Source organism: Paenibacillus sp. PastM-3 (assembly GCF_029893965.1).
Taxonomy (GTDB): domain Bacteria; phylum Bacillota; class Bacilli; order Paenibacillales; family Paenibacillaceae; genus Paenibacillus_AQ.
The window spans coordinates 461,752-480,400 of the sequence record NZ_JARXXP010000002.1; the positions used below are offsets into that span (position 1 = coordinate 461,752).

Sequence of the window (18,649 nt, forward strand, 5' to 3'; positions counted from 1 at the left end):
TATAAAAACAGCCCCCGTCCCGTCAGGACAGAGGCCGCAGCCTTATATTTTATTCCGCTTCCGGTACTCGCCCGGCGACATGCCCATATACTGCTTAAATTGCCGGTTGAAGTAGATGATATTTTTGTAGCCGGCCTGCTCGGCGATTTCATAGACCTTTTTGGTCGGGTCCTCCAGCAGCTCACAGACCCGCTTCATCCGCAGCTCTCCGACATAGTCGCTGAACAGGCTGTTCGTCTCCACCTTAAACAGATGCCCCAGATAGTTCGGCGAGAAGTCGAAATGGGCGGCTACCTCATTAAGGGTGATTTTCTGGTCCAGCCTTGCTTTTACATAGTCTGTAATTTCATCAATCAGCTTGCGCTTCTGCCGCTGGCGCTTAAGGTACAGCCGCTCCGACAGCTCGAAGAACCGCCGTCTCAGCCAGGAGAGGATGTCATGCACCGTCTCGAACTGGAACAGCACGAACGGCTGATGGGCGTCCCAGTTCAGAATCTCGTACAGATGCTCGTTCATCTGCCGCAGATCGGCATGCAGCTTGGAGGTAATCCGGATGATGATATCATAGATATCGTTCTTCTGGGAGATCGGGCTGTCCCCGGCAAACAGCTGCAGCAGGCAGTCATCAACGGTCGTAAGGTCGTATTCCAGCATGGCCTTCAGCATCCGGTCAACAATCTCCTCCAGATCGGAAGCAATGTTCTCCTTCGGGTGCCACTCCGACGCATCCTGAATAAGCCTGTTCTTGCCGACAATCCATTTGATGCTGAGCGCAGCCTGAGCCTGCCGGTAGGAGTCATGAAGCTTGTCCGGGTCAGCAGCGTACATCCCCCTGCCGATGGTAATGGAGCAGGCAAATTCCTGATAGAAAGCCCGGATCAGCTCCTCCAGCAGGGCAGTAAAATGCTGCTCCTGAACCGCAGCCAGAATGATAAAGTGATAGTCATAGCCGGCTATCACCATACCCAGATTATGCGCCCGGGCAAACTCCCGGATAAATCCTCCGGCCCTGCTGCTCCAGGCAGACCGCTCCCCTTCGCTCCAGCCGCGTATTTTCCAGGCGATATCGTCCAGCTCGACAATGGCAACTGCTGATTGCGCCTGCAAGTATGGCGTGAGCACACCAAGGATATGCGCCTGCGCCGGTCCCGGCGCAGTCTCACTGAACCAGCGCAGCAGCAGCTCCTGATTGACCAGCGACAGCGTCTCCGTCAAGGAATGATGCTGCCTGCGCTCCTTCTCGATCTTGGCGCAGAGCCGCTCCAGCATGCTGTACAGCTCCTCATCGTCCACAGGCTTCAGCAGATAATCGGAGGCATTCAGCTGGATCGCCTCCTTGGCATAGCTGAAATCCTGATGGCCGCTGATGAACACAATTTCAACCTCCGGGTTCAGCTCCTTCGCCTTGCGGGCAAATTCCACCCCGGTCATAATCGGCATCCGGATGTCAGAGAGAATAATATCAACAGGCTGCTGCTCCATTATTTTGAGTGCGGCAAAACCGCTGGCAGCCGTCCTGACGCTATGCAGCGGCAGATGGCTGCTTCCGGCCACCCTCCTTCTCAGCCATTCCAGATCAATGGCCTCATCATCCACCAGTAGTACATTTATCTCCACGGCCATAGCCCTCTACTCTCCCCTCACTTCGCGGATCTCCGCATTCTCTACCGGCAGGACAATCTGCACAGCCGTCCCCGCTCCGTAATGGCTGCCGATCTGAATCCCGTAATCATTGCCGTATCTCAGCTTGATCCGTTCCTCCACATTTTTCAGGCCGTAGCTTCCCGGCTGAAAAGAGCCTGCACGCATACTTCGCAGCGTATCCGGCCGCATGCCGATACCGTTATCAATCACCTTCAGCTCAATCCGGTCACCCAGCCTCCGGCCCGTAATCCGGATGGCGATACTCTCACCGAACCAGGCGTGCTTGAATATATTTTCCACAAACGGCTGCAGAATCAGCTTGATGACCGGAACCTGCAGAATTTCTGGATCAATATCATAATAGACTTCAAAGGCGTCGGCATATTTCACCCGCTGGATTTCCAGATACATTTTGACCTGCTCCAGCTCTTTTTCGATCGAGATATAGACCCGCCCTTCGTTTAAGGTCAGCCGGTAAAACTTGGACAGCCCCTTCACCATCCGCGTAACCTTCCCGACCTCCCCGAGATTGGCCAGACTGCCGATGGTGGACAGGGTGTTATACAGGAAATGCGGGCTGATCTGGGCCTGCAGCACATCCAGCTCGGCCTGTTTCTTCTGAAGACCCTGAACATAGACGCCCCGGATCAGCTCCTGAATGCTCGCCGCCATCTGATTAAAGCTGTTGGCAATATACACAAACTCATCATTCCCGGGGAACCCGATCCGCTTGTAGAAGTTCCCTTCCTGAAAGGAACGGGCCAGATAGACGATGCGCTTAATCTTTTTGCCGGATATACGGGCTACAAGTAGCCCGATCGCCGCCATAACCACGAAGCTGATCGTGCAGACTGCGCCAATAGCCTTCTGCATTCTGCTTGCATCCTTGTTGAGATAGCTGTGCGGCACCCGTGCCTCAATCACATAACCGGGTATCGGAATATCCTCGCTGATTATCAGATAATTGTCCGGCTTGTCTTGGTTGTCCGGGACCCCCTGCTCATAGATGGTCAACCCCTGTGTCCTGTCAACCAGCCGCAGCTCCAGCCCCTGATCCACCGGAAAGGTATCAAAGTTGCCGAACAGCTCGTCTATTCTCGCCGTAACCCGGATATAACCGATGATCGACGGGGCGGCGTTGGAAGCAACGAGCTTGCGGAAGTACGAAATGTTGCCCAGCCTACTATCACTGTCCGCCTGCAGCCACAGGCTGTCCCGGTTATTCATAACGATCGAACGGAACCATTCCTTGTCCTCAACAACCCGTTTGGATATCACATAGTAATCACTTCTGCCGATGGGCACCGTCATATCGTCTCCGGTAATCTCAAGCATGGTATCGTTAGCCGTATATAGCGCAAGCCGCAGCTTGTTGCCGTATAACTGCAGAGGCGCCTTCATATAGGGGACAATATCATCGCGCATCTTGAGCATATTCTCCAGCGGACTGCCCCTGAACTGCAGCGCATTCTGAAAGTTCGTATTGAGAAACAGCGAGTTGCTCATCCGTTTGATCTCATCCGTCTGGTATTCGATATTGCTCCTTGTCTGCTTCAGGGCCGTCCGCACATTCGTCTCCGCCATCTCAGTTCTGGACTCAACAAGCATCGTGTAGGCTATATAGCCGACCAGCAGGTCTGTCAGAAGGACCAGAACCAGATAAGGAATCATCATTTTGTAGGTGAACGGAATATACTTTTTATCCGGCGAAAATTTCTCCATACCTGATGCTCCCTTGCATGCTTAATAGCAGCTGTCCGCTGTTTTCATCCATTCTACAACGAAGTGTAAGCGGTTACTACTATTTTTGCGCAAAAAAAGAGGCATCAGCCGCCTCTGGCCGGTGCCCTTCGGATACCATAATTGAAAGAATTTGTATATATCCTTTTCTGGAGTGCCGCTTTGCCTCACTATCTGATAAAATTGTGATTGATGGTCTGTTTCACGCATTGATCCGACATGAGGACGGGTAACGCCGCGGCGCTTATGGCTGCATTCCGTCCTCGATCCGTTTCATGAATTCTTCAACAGCGCTGTAGCCCAGCTGCTTCAGGTACCAGTTGTTGGCTGCCGCTTCGATTAATCCGGCGACATCGCGTCCCGGCTGAAGCTGAACCTCGATGTGCGGAATTTGCACCCCGAGATATTCGGTGAACTGGGGAACGAGCTCCAGCTCATTGTTGAGTGCATTCTCCCTCCAGGGACACAGCTCAATATCGAGCACAATCCGGGTCTCATCCTGGAAGGCCTTGCGCCCGTACTGGCGGACCACGTTGATCAGCCCGATGCTGCGCAGTGCCAGAAACTCGCGTGTGGTCTCGTTATGCGTACCAAGCAGCGTATGCGGCCCCAGCTTTTTGAGCACCACAATATCGTCTGCTACGAACCGGTGGCCTCTGCGGATCAGCGTATGTGCGGTTTCGCTTTTGCCGATGCCCGATTTGCCACGCAGCAGAATGCCGATGCCGGATACGTTAACACATACGCCATGAATCGACAGCTCGGGGGCCAGCGCCTTTACCAGATAGCTGTCCAGCTTGGCAATGAACTCATTGGTTGTATCTGCTGTCCGCAGCAGAGGAATTCCCTCCTGGTCGCAAAAATGCGTAAGATAAGGAATTTCCTGCTGTCCGGTCGTTACAATGAAGCACGGGGGATGATATTTGACGATGTTACCGATATGCAGCACGCGGTCCTCTACGCTCAGCGTAAGCAGATAATTAATTTCCTTGCGGCCGAGCACCTGCACCCGCTCCATAGGAAAGAAATCAAAATACCCGACAAACTCCAGCCCGGGCCGGTGTGTCCGGGGCCGTGTGACCAGCCGGTCCATCCGGCTGGCTCCGGCAAGCACCTCCAGCTGGAATTTATCAGTAAGGCTCTGAACGGTGATCGACTTCATGGGGTTCTCCTCCTGCAGCTAAGGCGTATCCCGGATACGCCTGAAATGTAATAGTAGGGTTGACGGTTATATTCAACAGCTGGGGTAACTCTACCTTCTCTTTATTATAGATTCCCCTAAAAATCTTGTATTCTTGCAATGCTGATTATATAGTTAGAAATATTACCTAAGTCTTAAGACCCACAGAAATTCATAATATACCAATTAATGCAAGAAGGTGCGGCGTATTGGATTTGGGATCGTGGATTGATCTGATCATGTGCTTTGTCTTGTTCCTGCTGTTCATATACATATTTGCTTCTGTTACCATTACCAGATTACACAAAGTGTATCTGGGCTTTCATTTTTCTATGATGATATGGCCTTACTGCCAGTTTGCCATCAAAACCGTGGACGATCCGGTCTTCCAGCTGTTTTATGTAAAAGCGGCCTTTGTCGATGCCTCCCTGCTGATTGCAGGCTGGATCTTTTTCACCATTCTGATCTCCGGCCAGTCACAGTTCCTGAAACGGAAATTGTTAATCCTGCTGTTCCTTCCGGCAGTCTTCTCTTCGCTTGGCGTCATCCTGAATCCGTATGAATGGTTCGTCCGTCCGGTAAACGGGGGATATGTAGAAAGAATCTACGGTCCTATTTTCTGGATCAACATTTCCATTCTGGTTATTCATGCCCTTGTGTCCCTCTATATCATTTATGTTGCGCTTGTGTCCGACCAGGCATCCCGGATCAAGAACCAGATCATGTCCATGCTCAGAGGGATTCTTGCGGTAACGATATTTTTGCTGCTCGATATCCTGCTGAATGTTGTCCTTGACGATTACCTGCCGGTCATTCCGGGATTCACTTCGCTCGGCATCGTCATTTCGGCTATTTTCTTTGTGATTACCATTCACCAGGACAAAGTGTTCGATATTGTAACGATCGCCCACCAGGATATCATTGATACGATGGAATACGGCATCCTTGTACTGGACGACCAGGAGCGCGTAGTAGAGATGAATCAGGCCCTGCATCCTTACTCCCGGCTCCGTCCCGGTGACCGGTTCCAGATGGAGGCCTTTCTGCCGGGTACAACTGATGCCATCAGACGTTTTCTTGACCAGTACCGGGAGCGCCCGGATGAGATGGCCGAGATTGAATGCCTGCATCCCGGCGCCCATCTGTACATTAGCATTCATGCTGCACCCATCATGGTCAGCTCGGTCAGAGTAGGGCGTACCATTACCTTTCAGGATATTACCGAGCTCCGCCGGCTTATTGATGAGACCAATCACCAGAATACCATTCTTCAGGAAAGAAATGAATCCCTGATCAAGGTGCAGGAGGAGCTGTTCCAGACCAACCGCAAGCTGACGAAGATGGCCATTACCGACAGCCTCACCAAATGCTATAACCGGCATTATCTCACACAACAGCTGGAGAGGGAAGTAACGGAGAGCCGCGATCACCCGTTTGCTTCAGCCATGATCCTGATTGATATCGACTTCTTCAAGGCAGTCAATGACCGGTACGGCCATCTGGCCGGCGATCTGGTCATTTGCGGTACCGTAGAGGTGCTCCAGCGCCTGCTGCGGGAGAAGGATATTCTGGCCCGCTATGGCGGCGAGGAATTTATCATCTACCTGCCGGATACGAAGGAGGCGGAAGCGTTCACTATTGCGAAGCAGCTTAAATCCGCCGTGGCCGCCAACAAAATGATCATAGACAACGTTGTGCATCCTGTATCGGTTACGATCAGCATGGGAGTGCTGAGCATCGCTGACTTTAAGGCCGGACAGCCCAAGGATGCATCCGCCTATCTGAACGACCTGTTCAAAACCGTCGACAACGCGCTCTACGCCGCCAAGCATCAGGGCCGCAACCGGATTGTTTCGGTGCGGCGGTAGGCAGGGCCAGCCCCTGCCTGAAATGCACAGAAGACCGTTCCCGGAAGAGTATTCCCGGGAACGGTCTTCTTATTAAACTAATCAGCTGTTTCAGATTAATGCATCGCTTCCGCCAGCCCGGTAAAAATCACACCCAGCGCATAAGCTCCCGCATCCGGATATCCGATGCTGCGTTCGCCGACTGTACCGGCTCTGCCCATCCGGGCAACGATCTCCCCGGTCTGCCTTGCTCCTTCTACCGCAGCCGCGGCTGCTTTGGTCGAAGCAGTGCCAAAGTCAACGCCCTGTGCGGCGCTGTCCTTCCACGACTGCGCATAAGGAACCAGCGCATCAATCAGCGTCTTGTCGCCGACTACCGCCCCTCTGCCGAAGGCACGCTCCCCGGTATCCTGAATGCCTTTGACCACGGCCTCCAGCATTTCGGCCAGCTCCTGTATGGACACTCCCTTCCGGTCTCCGGCATATTTGCCGGCCGCCCGGAACGCGGAGCCCCAGATCGGGCCGGAAGCGCCGCCGCAGTGCTCCATAATGACCAGGGAGCAGGCATCCAGAAAGCTTCCCAGATCGGCTGCGTGATTGGCCGTAATCTCCGGCCATTCGGTCTTGAGCTGCTTGAACCCTTTGGCCACGCTCATTCCAAAGTCTCCGTCACCGGCATGGGCGTCCAGCTCACAGAACGGAACCTCGTTCTCTATGATGATCTCGCTCATTTTATCAATGGCATATACCATGTTATTCAGTGTAAAAGTGTCCCCTGTAACCTTGGCATGTGCAGTGTCTGTATCGCACTTAAAGGAAACCTCCTGCGCCGCTTCCGGCGTCAGGACAACCTCGGCGTATTGCACCGGCTCGAACGGCCCCTGCAGCACGAGTGCAGGCGTATGGCATTCATCGGCCAGCAATGCTTTAAGCTGATCGTCCAGCTTCATCAGCGACAGGGAGGCACCTGCCATATCAATGCTCGTCATGAAATTGCCGACGAGCACGTTATGCACGGTAACCCCTTTCGCATCCAGCTCGCGGATCACCGAGTTGCCGAGCAGGTACAGCTCCTGCAGCGGCGTTGCCCCGAAGCCGTTGACCAGCACAGTCACCTCTGGCGATCCCGCCCCGCCTGAAACCGCCAGGCTTTCCAGCAGTGCATTTACCATCCGGGCCGCCAGCTCATCGGCAGTAACTACCGGCTCCCTGCGGATGCCGGGCTCACCGTGAATGCCTACCCCGTACTCCATCTCAATATCCTCAAGCTGGAAAGTCGGTGTTCCCTTGGCGGGTACTGTACATGAAGTGAAGGCGAAGCCGATGCTGCGGATATTAGCAATCGCCTTCTCCGCAGCTTCCTTTACCTCAGCAAGAGACGAGCCGCGCTCGGCTGCTGCTCCGGCGATCTTGTGCACCAGCACCGTGCCGGCTACCCCTCTTTTGCCGACGGTATACAGGCTGTCTTCAACGGCGATGTCATCATCGACCTTCACATAATCCACTTCAATGCCGTCCTCACCGGCAAGGTAAGCCGCATTCTTGAAGTTCATCATATCGCCGCTGTAGTTTTTGATAATCAGGAGAGTCCCCTTTTGCCCGGCCGTAGAACGGATAGCCTGGTACACCTGAATCTGTGACGGTGAAGCAAAGATATCGCCGCAGACCGCCGCATCCAGCATCCCTTTACCGACAAAACCGGCATGGGCAGGCTCATGCCCGCTTCCGCCCCCGCTGATCAGCGTTACCTTCTCCGGGTTCAGCTGCTTTTTCTGGATAACCTTGTGCTTGCTATTGAAAACAAGGGACGGATGGGCCAGCACCAGCCCGCTGCACATCTCCCGTACCAGCGTCTCGGGTGCGTTGATAATTTTCTTCATGTTATGCCCCCTTGCTCTGCTTGTAGTTCCGGCCGAGCAGATCGGCTACCCGGATCGCTGCGGCTACAGCCTCTACCGTAATAGGGAACGGCATGGAATGGATCGACTCCTCCGCAATGCAGGCCTTCTGCGCAACCTCCAGCAGCTCTTCCTGCGAAATGCTGTCTACTCCGATGTCAGCAAGGCTGACCGGCAGTCCGACCGACAGGCAGAAGTCCAGCACCTCATTCAGCTCTTGGGCAGGCGCGTTCTCAAGCACCAGCTGGGCAATCGTGCTGAAGGCTACCTTTTCCCCGTGATAGTAGTGATGTGTGCCCTCAAGCGAGGTCAGGCCGTTATGGATCGCATGGGCTGCCGCCAGACCTCCGCTTTCAAAGCCCAGTCCGGACAGCAGAATGTTGGCTTCAATGATATTTTCCAGCGCAGGCGTCACCTGATTGCAGTCACTGGCCACCTTCGCGTGTAATCCGTCTTTCAAAAGAGTCTCATAGCAGAATTTAGCCATCATCAGCGCCGTATTGGTTCCCTTAGCAGGTCCGCATACGCCCTCACGTACACCGCTCGGCAGGCCGGCGTTGACATTGGAGTAGGAACTGGATGTTGCTCTCGCTTCAAAATAAGTCGAAAGCGCATCCCCCATCCCGGACACCAGAAACCGGGTCGGCGCATTGGCAATAACCGTTGTATCAATCATAACCACACTTGGGCTTTGCTTAAAATAAGCATAATCATCAAACTGTCCGTCCGGAGTATAGAGAACTGCCGAATGGCTCGTCGGTGCGTCAGTCGCCGCAATTGTCGGCACAATAATCAGCGCTTCGCCTTCAGCTACACACTTGGCTGTATCAATCGCCTTGCCTCCGCCGAGTCCGATGGTACAGGCACAGGAATGCTCACGGGCCAGCTCCTTCAGGCGGGCAACCTCCTCGCGCGAGCATTCGCCGCGGAAGTTGCTCTCGACGAGCGTAATCTTAAACTTTTCGGCTGTGGAATCCAGCTTGGCCTGCACACGCTTCACATCATCCGGGTGGGCGATCAGCAGTGCAGACTGGCCGAAGGTCTGTACAAAATAACCCAGGTTGAGCAGTTCATCTTCACCCTGCACGTATTTGGTCGGGCTGATAAAGGCTTTTCTCATCTTAATTCCTCCTAAAAGTCTGGTGAGCTTCTTACGTCAAGTATAGTCTGCCCATTCTTTTTAAGCATTGTACTCTGCCTGCTATATTAAGCGTTTTCACATTGTGTTTTCTTGTTGTATACTTAGTTAATAGTATTATCTTGCACTCATTGCCGGATAGGAGGATCTTACACTCATGAGCAATCCGCTGTTCAAGCTGGAAAACATTATAGACCTCGAGAAATGGCATGTGCTTCAGGACTCCCTCGCGCTGGTTACCAAAATGGCGATCATTACGGTCAATTACAAAGGGATTCCGGTCAGCAGGCACAGCTATTGCCAGCCCTTCTGCCAGGGCGTGAGAAAGGATGATGTCCTCTCGCCGTTCTGCCAGAAATGCGATGCCAGAGGGGGCCTTGAAGCCGTCCGGCTCAATGCCCCCTATATCTACAAATGCCACTTCAATATTATTGATATTGCCGTGCCGATCATTATAGACAATCAATACATAGGAGCAGTCATGGCCGGACAGATCCGGCTCCGTGATCCGGACCAGCAGCAGCTCGAGCAGCTAGTCTCCCGGCCGCCCAGCGCCGATACGGAGCTCAAATTCCAGGCACTTGAAGCTGAATATGCCTCACTGCCCACATTGACCTATGACGAAGTAACGACCACTGCCAACATGCTGTTTCACCTCTGCAATTATATCGTTGAAGAAGCGATCACCAAGAATGCCACCATTCAGATGTACAAAAAAACACTGCTCCCCGAGGCGCCTCTGAGCCCGGCAGATGATTATGCCGTCTCTCCCGTGCCGGCTGTCGGCAGTCTGCAGGCGATACAGAACGAGCTGTCCAACACACTGGTCGAACATTCGATTAAAGAGCTGAGCGTGAGCCAGTACCGCGCCGCCAATCCGCTGCTGCAGCCGGCCTTTGATTATCTCTACCAGCACAAGAACAAAAATCTGACCCTGGCTGACCTGGCCAGACAATGCCACATCAGCCCCAGCTATTTCAGCCGGATCTTCACCAGGGAAACCGGCGAGAACTATTCCGCGTTCGCGCCGCGGCTGAAGATCGAATGGGCCAAACAGCTGCTCAAGGCTACGGATCAGCCCATTAACCGGATCAGCGATGCTCTGGGCTTCTGCGATGCCGGCTATTTCATCAAGACCTTTAAGAAGTTTGAGCATCTTACGCCTGCTGTATACCGCAGCAGATACCGGGAGGAGGAATAATGGGCTTCCCGGGGGAGGTGTCCCGGCTCCCGGAAAATCACGAGCTTGTTAGATATAACGTGTGCCTTACGCATAGCTAAGTGGAAATTCTCCATCTATTCCTTCAATAAACCACGCTCCGGAGGAACTAATTGGAAAAATGCCACTTAATTCGACCAAAATCGCTCCTGGAGCAGTAAATGGCCCGATTTAGATGGCGTTTTTCCAACTAATCGCCGGCAATGCCTAGAAACGCTGCGATTAGGTGGCGAAAATCCAACTAACCGTCCGCTTCCCGCTGTTCGCGGTTGGAATCTGCAGACTGCCTATGCTTCCGATGCTAGCTTTTCTACGAAAAGCTTTCAGGCGGCCGCTAACGCTCGCAAACCAGTAATTCAGGCCCTTTCCCTTTTCGCAGCCTACAGCATGCAGCACGCAGCACACAGCCCCAGCAACGCAGTAAAGGCAGGCCCCATTAACCAGGGGCCTGCCTTTACCTATTTTATCTGAAACTTGCCTGCTTCTGCGGCTCTTCTTCACCCAGCCCCAGGGTCTGGTTCACCGAGGCCATAATCTCTTCCAGCAATTCCGGGCAGGACGCCAGCGGGATGCCGTAGGAAGGAATCATCTCCTTGATCTTCGGCTCCCAGGACTCGATATGCTGCGGGAAGCACTTGCTGAGCACCTCCAGCATGACGTGAACCGCCGTGGATGCGCCCGGCGACGCGCCAAGCAGGGCGGCTACCGAGCCGTCTGCAGCACTGACCACCTCGGTGCCGAACTGCAGCGTCCCCCTGCCGTCAGGCGTATCCTTGATGACCTGCACGCGCTGGCCGGCTACGACCACCTTCCAGTCCCCGCTTCTGGCGTTCGGAATGAACTCGCGCAGCTCATTCATGCGCTGCTCGCCGGAGAGCATCAGCTGCTGGATCAGATACCGGGTCAGCGCCATTTCCTTGGCGCCGGCTGCCAGCATCGTAAACAGATTATTCGGCTTCACCGAGCTGATCAGATCCAGATTCGAGCCGGTCTTGAGGAACTTCGGCGAGAAGCCGGCGAACGGCCCGAACAGCAGGGCCTTCTTATTGTTGATGTAGCGGGTATCCAGATGCGGCACCGACATCGGCGGGGCGCCCAGCTTGGCTTTGCCGTACACTTTGGCATGATGCCGCTCCACGACCTCCGGATTGTCGCAGGCCAGGAAGAGCCCGCTCACCGGGAAGCCTCCGATATGCCTGGATTCCGGTATCCCGGTCTTCTGCAGCAGAGACAGGCTTCCGCCGCCCGCGCCGATAAAAACAAACTTGGCGGAATGGGCCTCCGTCTGCCCGCTGCTCAGATTATGCACCTTAACCTTCCATAAGCCGTCCCCGGTGCGCTTGATATCTTTAATGGCGTGCCTGTAGTGAACCTCAACCTTCCGGCTCTGCAGATGGTCAAACAACAGCCGGGTCAGCGCGCCAAAGTTAACATCCGTCCCCGAAGTAATCCGCGTGGCAGCAACCGGCTCCTGTGAGGTGCGGCCCTCCATCATCAGCGGAACCCACTCCTTCAGCTTCCGGGGGTCCTCGGAGTACTCCATGCCCTGGAACAGCGGATTTTGTGAGAGCGCTTTAAATCGCTTATTCAGAAAGGCCACATTCTTCTCGCCTTCGACCCAGCTCATATGGGGGATCGGCATAATGAAATCCTGCGGGCGGCGGATCAGCTTATGCTTGACCAGATAAGACCAGAATTGCCGGGACAGCTGGAACTGTTCATTGATTTTGACCGCTTTGCTGATGTCGACTGACCCGTCCGGCTTTTCGGAGGTATAGTTGAGCTCACAGAGTGCCGCGTGACCGGTACCCGCATTATTCCATTCGTTGGAGCTCTCCTCTCCCGCGCCTGCAAGCTTCTCAAACACTTTAATGTTCCAGTCCGGTGCCAGCTCTTTCAGCAGGGCTCCCAAAGTCGCACTCATGACTCCTGCACCAATCAAGATAACGTCTGTTTTTTTGTGTTCGCTGCTCATTAAAAAACCTTCCTTATCTCTTCGAATTTGCCAAAAGAGCCAGGCCGCTTTGAAGGCTGCAGGACGCATGGCTCCACTCAGGAAATCTACTAAAATGTTCATCGGCTGTTATCAGATAATTATATACAATTTGAAGCAAATAAAAAATCAAAACTTCACGCAGGCCGCAGGAAATAGGGACAGCCCCTAATCCAGCTCAGCCCGGGAAAACAGGTCCCGGATCAGCTCCTCATTCTCGCAGGCCCGCTTAAATCCGGTGATGAAGGCTTTTAGCGCCACACCGTCTGAAGAATAGGCACAGAACATATCCGCCTCCGGGTCAAAATGAATCTGCTCCTGCAGCTGCGGCATTTGCTCTTCAAGGAATACTGCGGCGAGCGAAGCCCAGTCATATCCGTTGCCCTCAAAGCCCTCATCAGCCCTGGAAGCAAACAGCTCCTGCCTATAGCTGCCGACAACGAGAATGACGGACATTCCGCCGTTAGCCTGGCTGATCAGCTTAAAGGGAGCCACTTCCGCTACCGCCCCCGGATCCTCTGTCCCCGCTGCACCCTCCTCCGGCTGCTCCGCTGCCAATGCCGCCGCTTCCAGCCGTTCTTTCACCTGGCTCAGCGCCTCAGCAGTGAATGCCAGCTTCCCGTGGGACTTCACAATCTGGCCCTCCCTGATCCGCCGGTCCAGCCAGTCGCTGATGAACCCGGGAGCATAGCCGCCCTGCCCGAACGCGCCGCCGAAGGCAATCATCTTCGGATAGGCCTCAAGATATTCGTCCCGGCTAGGCTGCGGATAGCTTTCTGTATACAGCCAGAACTGCACATCGTACATCAGCAGCGACAGCTCATCGGCATGGAAGGAGAAATAGCCCTTCTCACGGACTACACGGGTACATACAGCCCTAATCTGTGTCTCCAGCTGCTCCGGATCAGGCTGTCTGCTGCACAGTTCAGCAAGCAAAGGCGAGAATTCGCTCTCCTTTACCTTGCGCAGATCCTCTTCCCTGTCCTCTGCAGATGTATCGTATAACTCCTCATGCACCAGCCCGCGGATAAACGTCTCAAAGTCCGGGGCCAGATACGTAATCTCGTAATCCGCTTCCTGGTCTACATGAATGACCTCCGGCTCGCCGTCTTTTCCGCAGTGGCGGTAATCCAGCATAATGACATCATGCCCGGCTGACGGACAGTCGCAGATGACCACTCCGATATCCGGATAACCCCATTCTTCAATCATGAACGGGCTGCCGAGGTCGCCGCACAGCGAATAGGATTTGTCCCGGCCGATCCCCATAATCCCGGTGATGGCGACATGATCGTCCGCCCATGAGGTGGGTACAAGCGTAGGGAAGCAGGTATTGTGCGGAACACCGCCGTTATGCTGCTTCATCAGCTCGATATAAGAAGCCGGCAGCTTATAGCCAAGCTCCTCCTCCACTGACGCGATCAGCTCATCATCCGGCGGCGGCAACACATAAGACTTCGGCGCATAATCGCTGTCATCCCAGAAGGACTCCAGGTCCATCCCTTCAAAAGGCTTCCCTGTTCGCGTGCCTGCTCTGCCACGCTCCCGGTTAGCCGCGATCAGCCGCTCCTGCTCCAGCTTCCTCCGGCTCCAGTCCAGCAGCATTGCGGACTGCTCATCCCCCGGATCAAGCGCAAGCGCCGTACTGAACGCCTGAACAGCCTCTTCATGCCGGTCCAGATAATAATAGGAATAACCGGTGCGGAAATGCCACAGCGGGTCCTTTTCCCCTTCTGCCGCTACCTGCTGAAACTGCTCCAGCCCCTCCTCATACCGGCCTAAATTGTTATATGCCCGCCCGAGGCTGCTGATGATTGCGTAATCGCGCTCCGCCGGAGGGATTTCTATTATTGTATCTGCTATTTTTTGATGCTCGCCGTCTTCATGCCACTGTGCCAGTTGTGTACTTAGATCCTTATCCATAGTCTGCAGCCTGCCTCCCAGTGAAAATGTGATGCTCTTATTCTATCAGACCGGGAATCAGAAATGAAAACCAGACTGACGTCTGCGCTAAAGGTAATGAAGCAGTTATGTCGAATAGTTATGCCTGAACGCGGATTTTGCAAAAAGCAGCAGCTACACAATGAACACGACAGGAGGAAGGACTCATTATGGCTTTTACCATTAATAATCTCAAAGACAACAGCAACGTTATTATCAAGGAGCAGCTTGGCGGTTTTACAGTGATTGAATATAAAGAGGATCTGAGCAGCACCAGCATGATGGAGGCGCAATTCAATTATTTCATGAGCAGAAGCAATATGCGCAACAAGCAGCTGATGATTGAGCTGAATAACAGCGAGGTTGTGCTTAGCGCAGGCGCTATGCAGTATATGGTCGGGAATATTGAAATGACCTCAGGTGTAAAAGGTGTCGGCGGGCTGATGCGCAATATCATGTCCAGTGCGGTAACCGGAACGACAGCCATCCGGCCGCAGTATAAAGGAACCGGAACGATTCTGCTGGAGACCACTTACAAATATCTATGGCTGATTGATGTCGACAACGATCATATTGTTATTGATGACGGCATGTTCCTGGCCTGCGAGAGCTCACTTGAGCTTTCTGTCTCTGCCCGCAAAAATCTGTCCTCGGCCGCACTCGGCGGCGAAGGCCTGTTCAACTTAAGCGCCCGCGGCAAAGGCATTCTCGCGCTGGAAGCACCGATCCCTTCCGAAGAAGCGGTTGTGGTCGAGCTTAACAATGATGTGCTGAAGGTGGACGGCAATTTTGCGCTGATGTGGTCCAATACCCTTGATTTCACTGTAGAAAAATCCGGCAAAACCAAGCTCGGCTCTGCCGCCTCGGGCGAAGGCCTGGTCAACGTCTACCGCGGAACCGGCATGGTCTGGCTGGCACCGCTGATGCAGTACAAGAACAGCATCTTTACACCTAACGCCTGACGGAGCAAAGGGCAGTCCCGGGGCCGGATAACGGCTGAAGGGACTGCCCTTTGTTAAGTAGAAGCAGATTCAGACAGACTTTTTGGCCATCCAGTACATGTTAAGAAAAGCAAGCCTGAACCCGGACCGCTCTATATTGGCATGGCTGGCTGAGCCGAACTCCACATCGGTATATACGGTCTGTAAAAATAGTCCCGCGACCGCGCAATCATCTCCCTGGTAACCCTCAGCCTGTTCGGCAGATTTTCTGTTCGGCTGTTTCTTCTGTCACCATCTCAATCTGAAGGCCCGAAGCCTGTTCGGCCATACCCTGCACATTGATATATAAGAAAGCAAGCCCTTTTCCTGTTACAATCCCTCAATTAACGCCTTGACCGAGCTGTCGGTCTCCAAGGCGCGGATAATGAGCGTTACAGCTTCGGCACGGGTCGCATTGTGGCCCGGTGCGAATGAGGAAGCCGATACCCCTTGCACCAGCTTGGCCGAAGCAGCCTGCTTGATGGCTGCGGCAGCCCAGTAATTGCTGCTTACATCGGTAAAATCAGCCGCGCCGCCGCTCTCCAGCACGCCGAAGTTCAGCACACGCGAGAGGATCGTCACCATCTCGGCACGGGTGATGGTCGCATTCGGCTTGAAGCTGCCGTCCGCGTAGCCGGTTACGATTCCTTTACCGGCCAGGGCACCGATAGCTCCGGCAGCCCAGCTTGTGCCGGTGTCGCTGAAGCCGGCTGCAGCCGGGCTATCCGCGAGTCCGAAAGCACGGGTAATCATAGCGGAGAACTCCGCTCTGCTGACTGCAGCATCCGGCCGGAAGGAGCCGTTCTCGTACCCGCTGATAATCTGCAGCTTCACAGCCGCAGCAATGGCACTGCTGCCCCAATGGCCTGCAGTATCACTGAAGGCTATATTCGTGTTCTGTGTTCTGGCGATGGCATCGCTCACCGTCTTCAGCACTGTCTCCTGGCTGATTACGGCAGACTGGAACGGGTTCAAAGCTGTTACCGGGTTCGTGGTGCTCGGCTGCTCAGTTGAAGTTACAGGTGCAGTTGTACCGCCTGTGGTTCCGCCTGTATTGTTAGAGCCGCCCGGCAGGGAGCCGCCGGAGTTGCTGCCGCTGGTCGTATCGGTAACCAGCAGGGCAACCTGGTTGGACTGATACACGACCTGGGCGCTGCGTGTGCTTGGCAGACCATTAATCTGGATAGAAGTAAACTGGCCGGACCGCTGATTATCACCATGCGTGATCAGCGGAATCAGACCGCCGGCAGGCACGTAGCTGTTTTCGAAATCGATCTGCAGCTTGCCGCTTGCTGATATTTTGCCTTTGACGTCGAGCACATCGCCCGCTCCGGTAAGGTTCAGCTCCAGCGTACCTTCAGCCGCTTGCGAGAAGGCTCCGCCGATTGTTATTTTGCCATACACATTCTCCACTACAGAGCCATGTACGTTCACAACATCGCCGCTGCCAAAGGCTGTAGCTGAATCGCCTTCAAGCGTACCTGCCTTCACCTCGGTGCCGCCCGAATAGGAATTGCTGCCAGTCAGCTTCAGCGTTCCGGTACCTTCCTTGGTCAGTCCGCCTGTGCCGGAAATATCATTGCGCCAGCGGTCGGCTGCATAGAAGCCGCTCTTTGCCGCATCCAGGGATACCGTCACATCGCTGTTGAATGCGCCGTAGCCGTCAGCGGCAGCGAACAGATTCAGACGGCCCCAGCCCTCCGGATCATCCAGCAACGGATAGCCGGACTGAATCGCGGTCGTAGCCAGTACCGCACGGCGCTGCTCTGCGCTCAGATAAGGCAGGCGGGTCTCCAGCAATACTTCCGCCCCTTTGGGAACCACGGCAGGCTTAACAGTAGAATTAATCTGCGGGAAGCTGTAGGTCAGCCTTTGGGTAAACTGCGCTTTATTCTTGGAATAATCACTGAACCGGTCCTCTGCCGTTCCCGTTTCGGTCAGCAGCTTCTCATGAGCCTGGTCATAAGCAGCCTTCTTCAGCTGTGCATTATCAGGATCAGCCAGGGTTGCCGCCGCCAGTGCCGTCGCCAATACCCGGCCGCCCATTACATCAAACGGGGAGTGCATGCCGGCGACAATCCGGCTATTCCCCATTTCCGAAGCGCGTGTCAGCAGCTCCTGGAACCGTTCAGGCACCGCATAGGCCAGCGACAGTGCAGCCAGATACGAAGCATTGGTATGCCCGCTCGGGAATCCGCCGTCCGTAGCAGGTGTGCTGCTCATCGCAGGCACAAGCGTAGGCACAATGACGGAGGTATCCAGCCAGCGGAATGGACGCATATAGCTGTAGAACGATTTTGACGGATTGGTTGAAGCATAATTGCCGCGGATGGTGCCGATCAGGTCAACCATTTTGCCCAGCTCAGAGCCGGAATCTCCCGCTTTGTTCGAGCCGTTGCCGTCCGTATATTTCACTGAAGTAGCATCGGCCGGAATTTCGGTAATCGTCGTGTACGTCCCTGATTTAGCGCGGTATACCTCCGAGAGGGAACCCAGGCCGTCAGCAGCACCGTAAGTCTGGTTCCGCCGGTCATCGAAATAGGCCATGTCTTCCTCTGCCTTGGTCCGGGTGGCTGCGACGCTGGCAACATATTGAATGTTGGCATCCAGCACACTGCTGTTCAGCTTGGTGCCGTTATTCCAGGAGGTACCCGGCGTCCACAGCTCCAGAAATCCGGAAAGGATGCCAATGGCAGGGTTGGCATAAACGGCCTGATTAACGGAAGTATTGTTCTTGTAGCTGTCTACGAAATGTCCCCACTCGGGAGCGGCAGGTACCGGGATTGATGAATCCGCGGGAGCAGCCGCTGCAGGCTGCAGCGCAACAGAGTTATTAAGGATGGCGAGACCGGCAGCAACAGATAACAGCTTTTTGGCAGTCTTTGTTTTCAAGTAATTGGCTCCTATCGTCAATTGTAGTCGATTCGAATCGGTCTCAATGTAGCATCAGGCCGTGCAAACCGGCAATAAGACGATTTCTCTTTTGTATCACTTTGGGAGCATTACGGGCAGATCTTCTGATTTAATATTCTGTTAACAAAAATCGTGAATAGGCTTGTCAGAGGATAG

At 54.2% G+C, this 18,649-nt stretch carries 11 protein-coding genes; 3 read left to right on the forward strand and 8 right to left on the reverse strand.

Annotated features, from left to right (window positions below; genetic code table 11):
- Positions 1-42: 42 nt before the first annotated feature.
- The 3 genes from M2108_RS05850 to hprK form a co-directional block, all read right to left on the reverse strand.
- Positions 43-1,623 carry a response regulator gene (locus M2108_RS05850; protein WP_277467948.1) on the reverse strand — a complete coding sequence of 527 codons (1,581 nt, stop codon included), beginning with the start codon at positions 1,621-1,623 and terminating at the stop codon, positions 43-45.
- A 6-nt stretch (positions 1,624-1,629) separates the two neighbouring features.
- The gene (locus M2108_RS05855; protein WP_277467947.1) at positions 1,630-3,366 is read right to left on the reverse strand and encodes a sensor histidine kinase; all 1,737 of its coding nucleotides are present in this window, start codon (positions 3,364-3,366) and stop codon (positions 1,630-1,632) included.
- Positions 3,367-3,628: 262 nt separating this feature from the next.
- A complete protein-coding gene (gene hprK / locus M2108_RS05860; protein ID WP_068729415.1) occupies positions 3,629-4,546 on the reverse strand; it encodes an HPr(Ser) kinase/phosphatase in 918 nt (305 codons plus the stop codon).
- 227 nt (positions 4,547-4,773) lie between these two features.
- On the opposite strand from hprK, the gene M2108_RS05865 reads away from it, so the two are divergent.
- Positions 4,774-6,432: a histidine kinase N-terminal 7TM domain-containing diguanylate cyclase gene (locus tag M2108_RS05865; RefSeq protein ID WP_277467946.1), complete on the forward strand. Its 1,659-nt coding sequence runs from the start codon at positions 4,774-4,776 to the stop codon at positions 6,430-6,432.
- Between the two features lie 95 nt (positions 6,433-6,527).
- Here M2108_RS05865 and dhaK read toward each other — a convergent pair whose 3' ends face one another.
- Together dhaK and M2108_RS05875 are read right to left on the reverse strand one after the other, a co-directional pair.
- Positions 6,528-8,291 carry a dihydroxyacetone kinase subunit DhaK gene (gene dhaK, locus M2108_RS05870; protein WP_277467945.1) on the reverse strand — a complete coding sequence of 588 codons (1,764 nt, stop codon included), beginning with the start codon at positions 8,289-8,291 and terminating at the stop codon, positions 6,528-6,530.
- A gap of 1 nt (position 8,292) precedes the next feature.
- Entirely contained in the window at positions 8,293-9,429 is a 1,137-nt protein-coding gene (locus M2108_RS05875) for a glycerol dehydrogenase (RefSeq protein ID WP_277467944.1), read from the reverse strand.
- Between the two features lie 175 nt (positions 9,430-9,604).
- Between M2108_RS05875 and M2108_RS05880 the strand changes: the two genes are divergently transcribed.
- Positions 9,605-10,648, forward strand: a complete 1,044-nt coding sequence (locus M2108_RS05880; protein ID WP_277467943.1) for a PocR ligand-binding domain-containing protein — start codon at positions 9,605-9,607, stop codon at positions 10,646-10,648.
- A gap of 481 nt (positions 10,649-11,129) precedes the next feature.
- On the opposite strand, the gene mqo is transcribed toward M2108_RS05880, so the two are convergent.
- Together mqo and M2108_RS05895 are read right to left on the reverse strand one after the other, a co-directional pair.
- The gene (gene mqo / locus M2108_RS05885; protein ID WP_277467942.1) at positions 11,130-12,641 is read right to left on the reverse strand and encodes a malate dehydrogenase (quinone); all 1,512 of its coding nucleotides are present in this window, start codon (positions 12,639-12,641) and stop codon (positions 11,130-11,132) included.
- A gap of 186 nt (positions 12,642-12,827) precedes the next feature.
- A complete protein-coding gene (locus M2108_RS05895; RefSeq protein WP_346780539.1) occupies positions 12,828-14,582 on the reverse strand; it encodes an Imm51 family immunity protein in 1,755 nt (584 codons plus the stop codon).
- 188 nt (positions 14,583-14,770) lie between these two features.
- Here M2108_RS05895 and M2108_RS05900 point away from each other — a divergent pair, with 188 nt between their 5' ends.
- Complete coding sequence (locus tag M2108_RS05900; RefSeq protein WP_277467941.1) at positions 14,771-15,562, forward strand: AIM24 family protein; 792 nt, start codon at positions 14,771-14,773, stop codon at positions 15,560-15,562.
- Positions 15,563-15,910: 348 nt separating this feature from the next.
- On the opposite strand, the gene M2108_RS05905 is transcribed toward M2108_RS05900, so the two are convergent.
- Positions 15,911-18,472 (reverse strand): S-layer homology domain-containing protein, encoded by a 2,562-nt coding sequence (locus tag M2108_RS05905; protein ID WP_277467940.1) that lies wholly within the window; start codon positions 18,470-18,472, stop codon positions 15,911-15,913.
- Between the last annotated feature and the right edge of the window lie 177 nt (positions 18,473-18,649).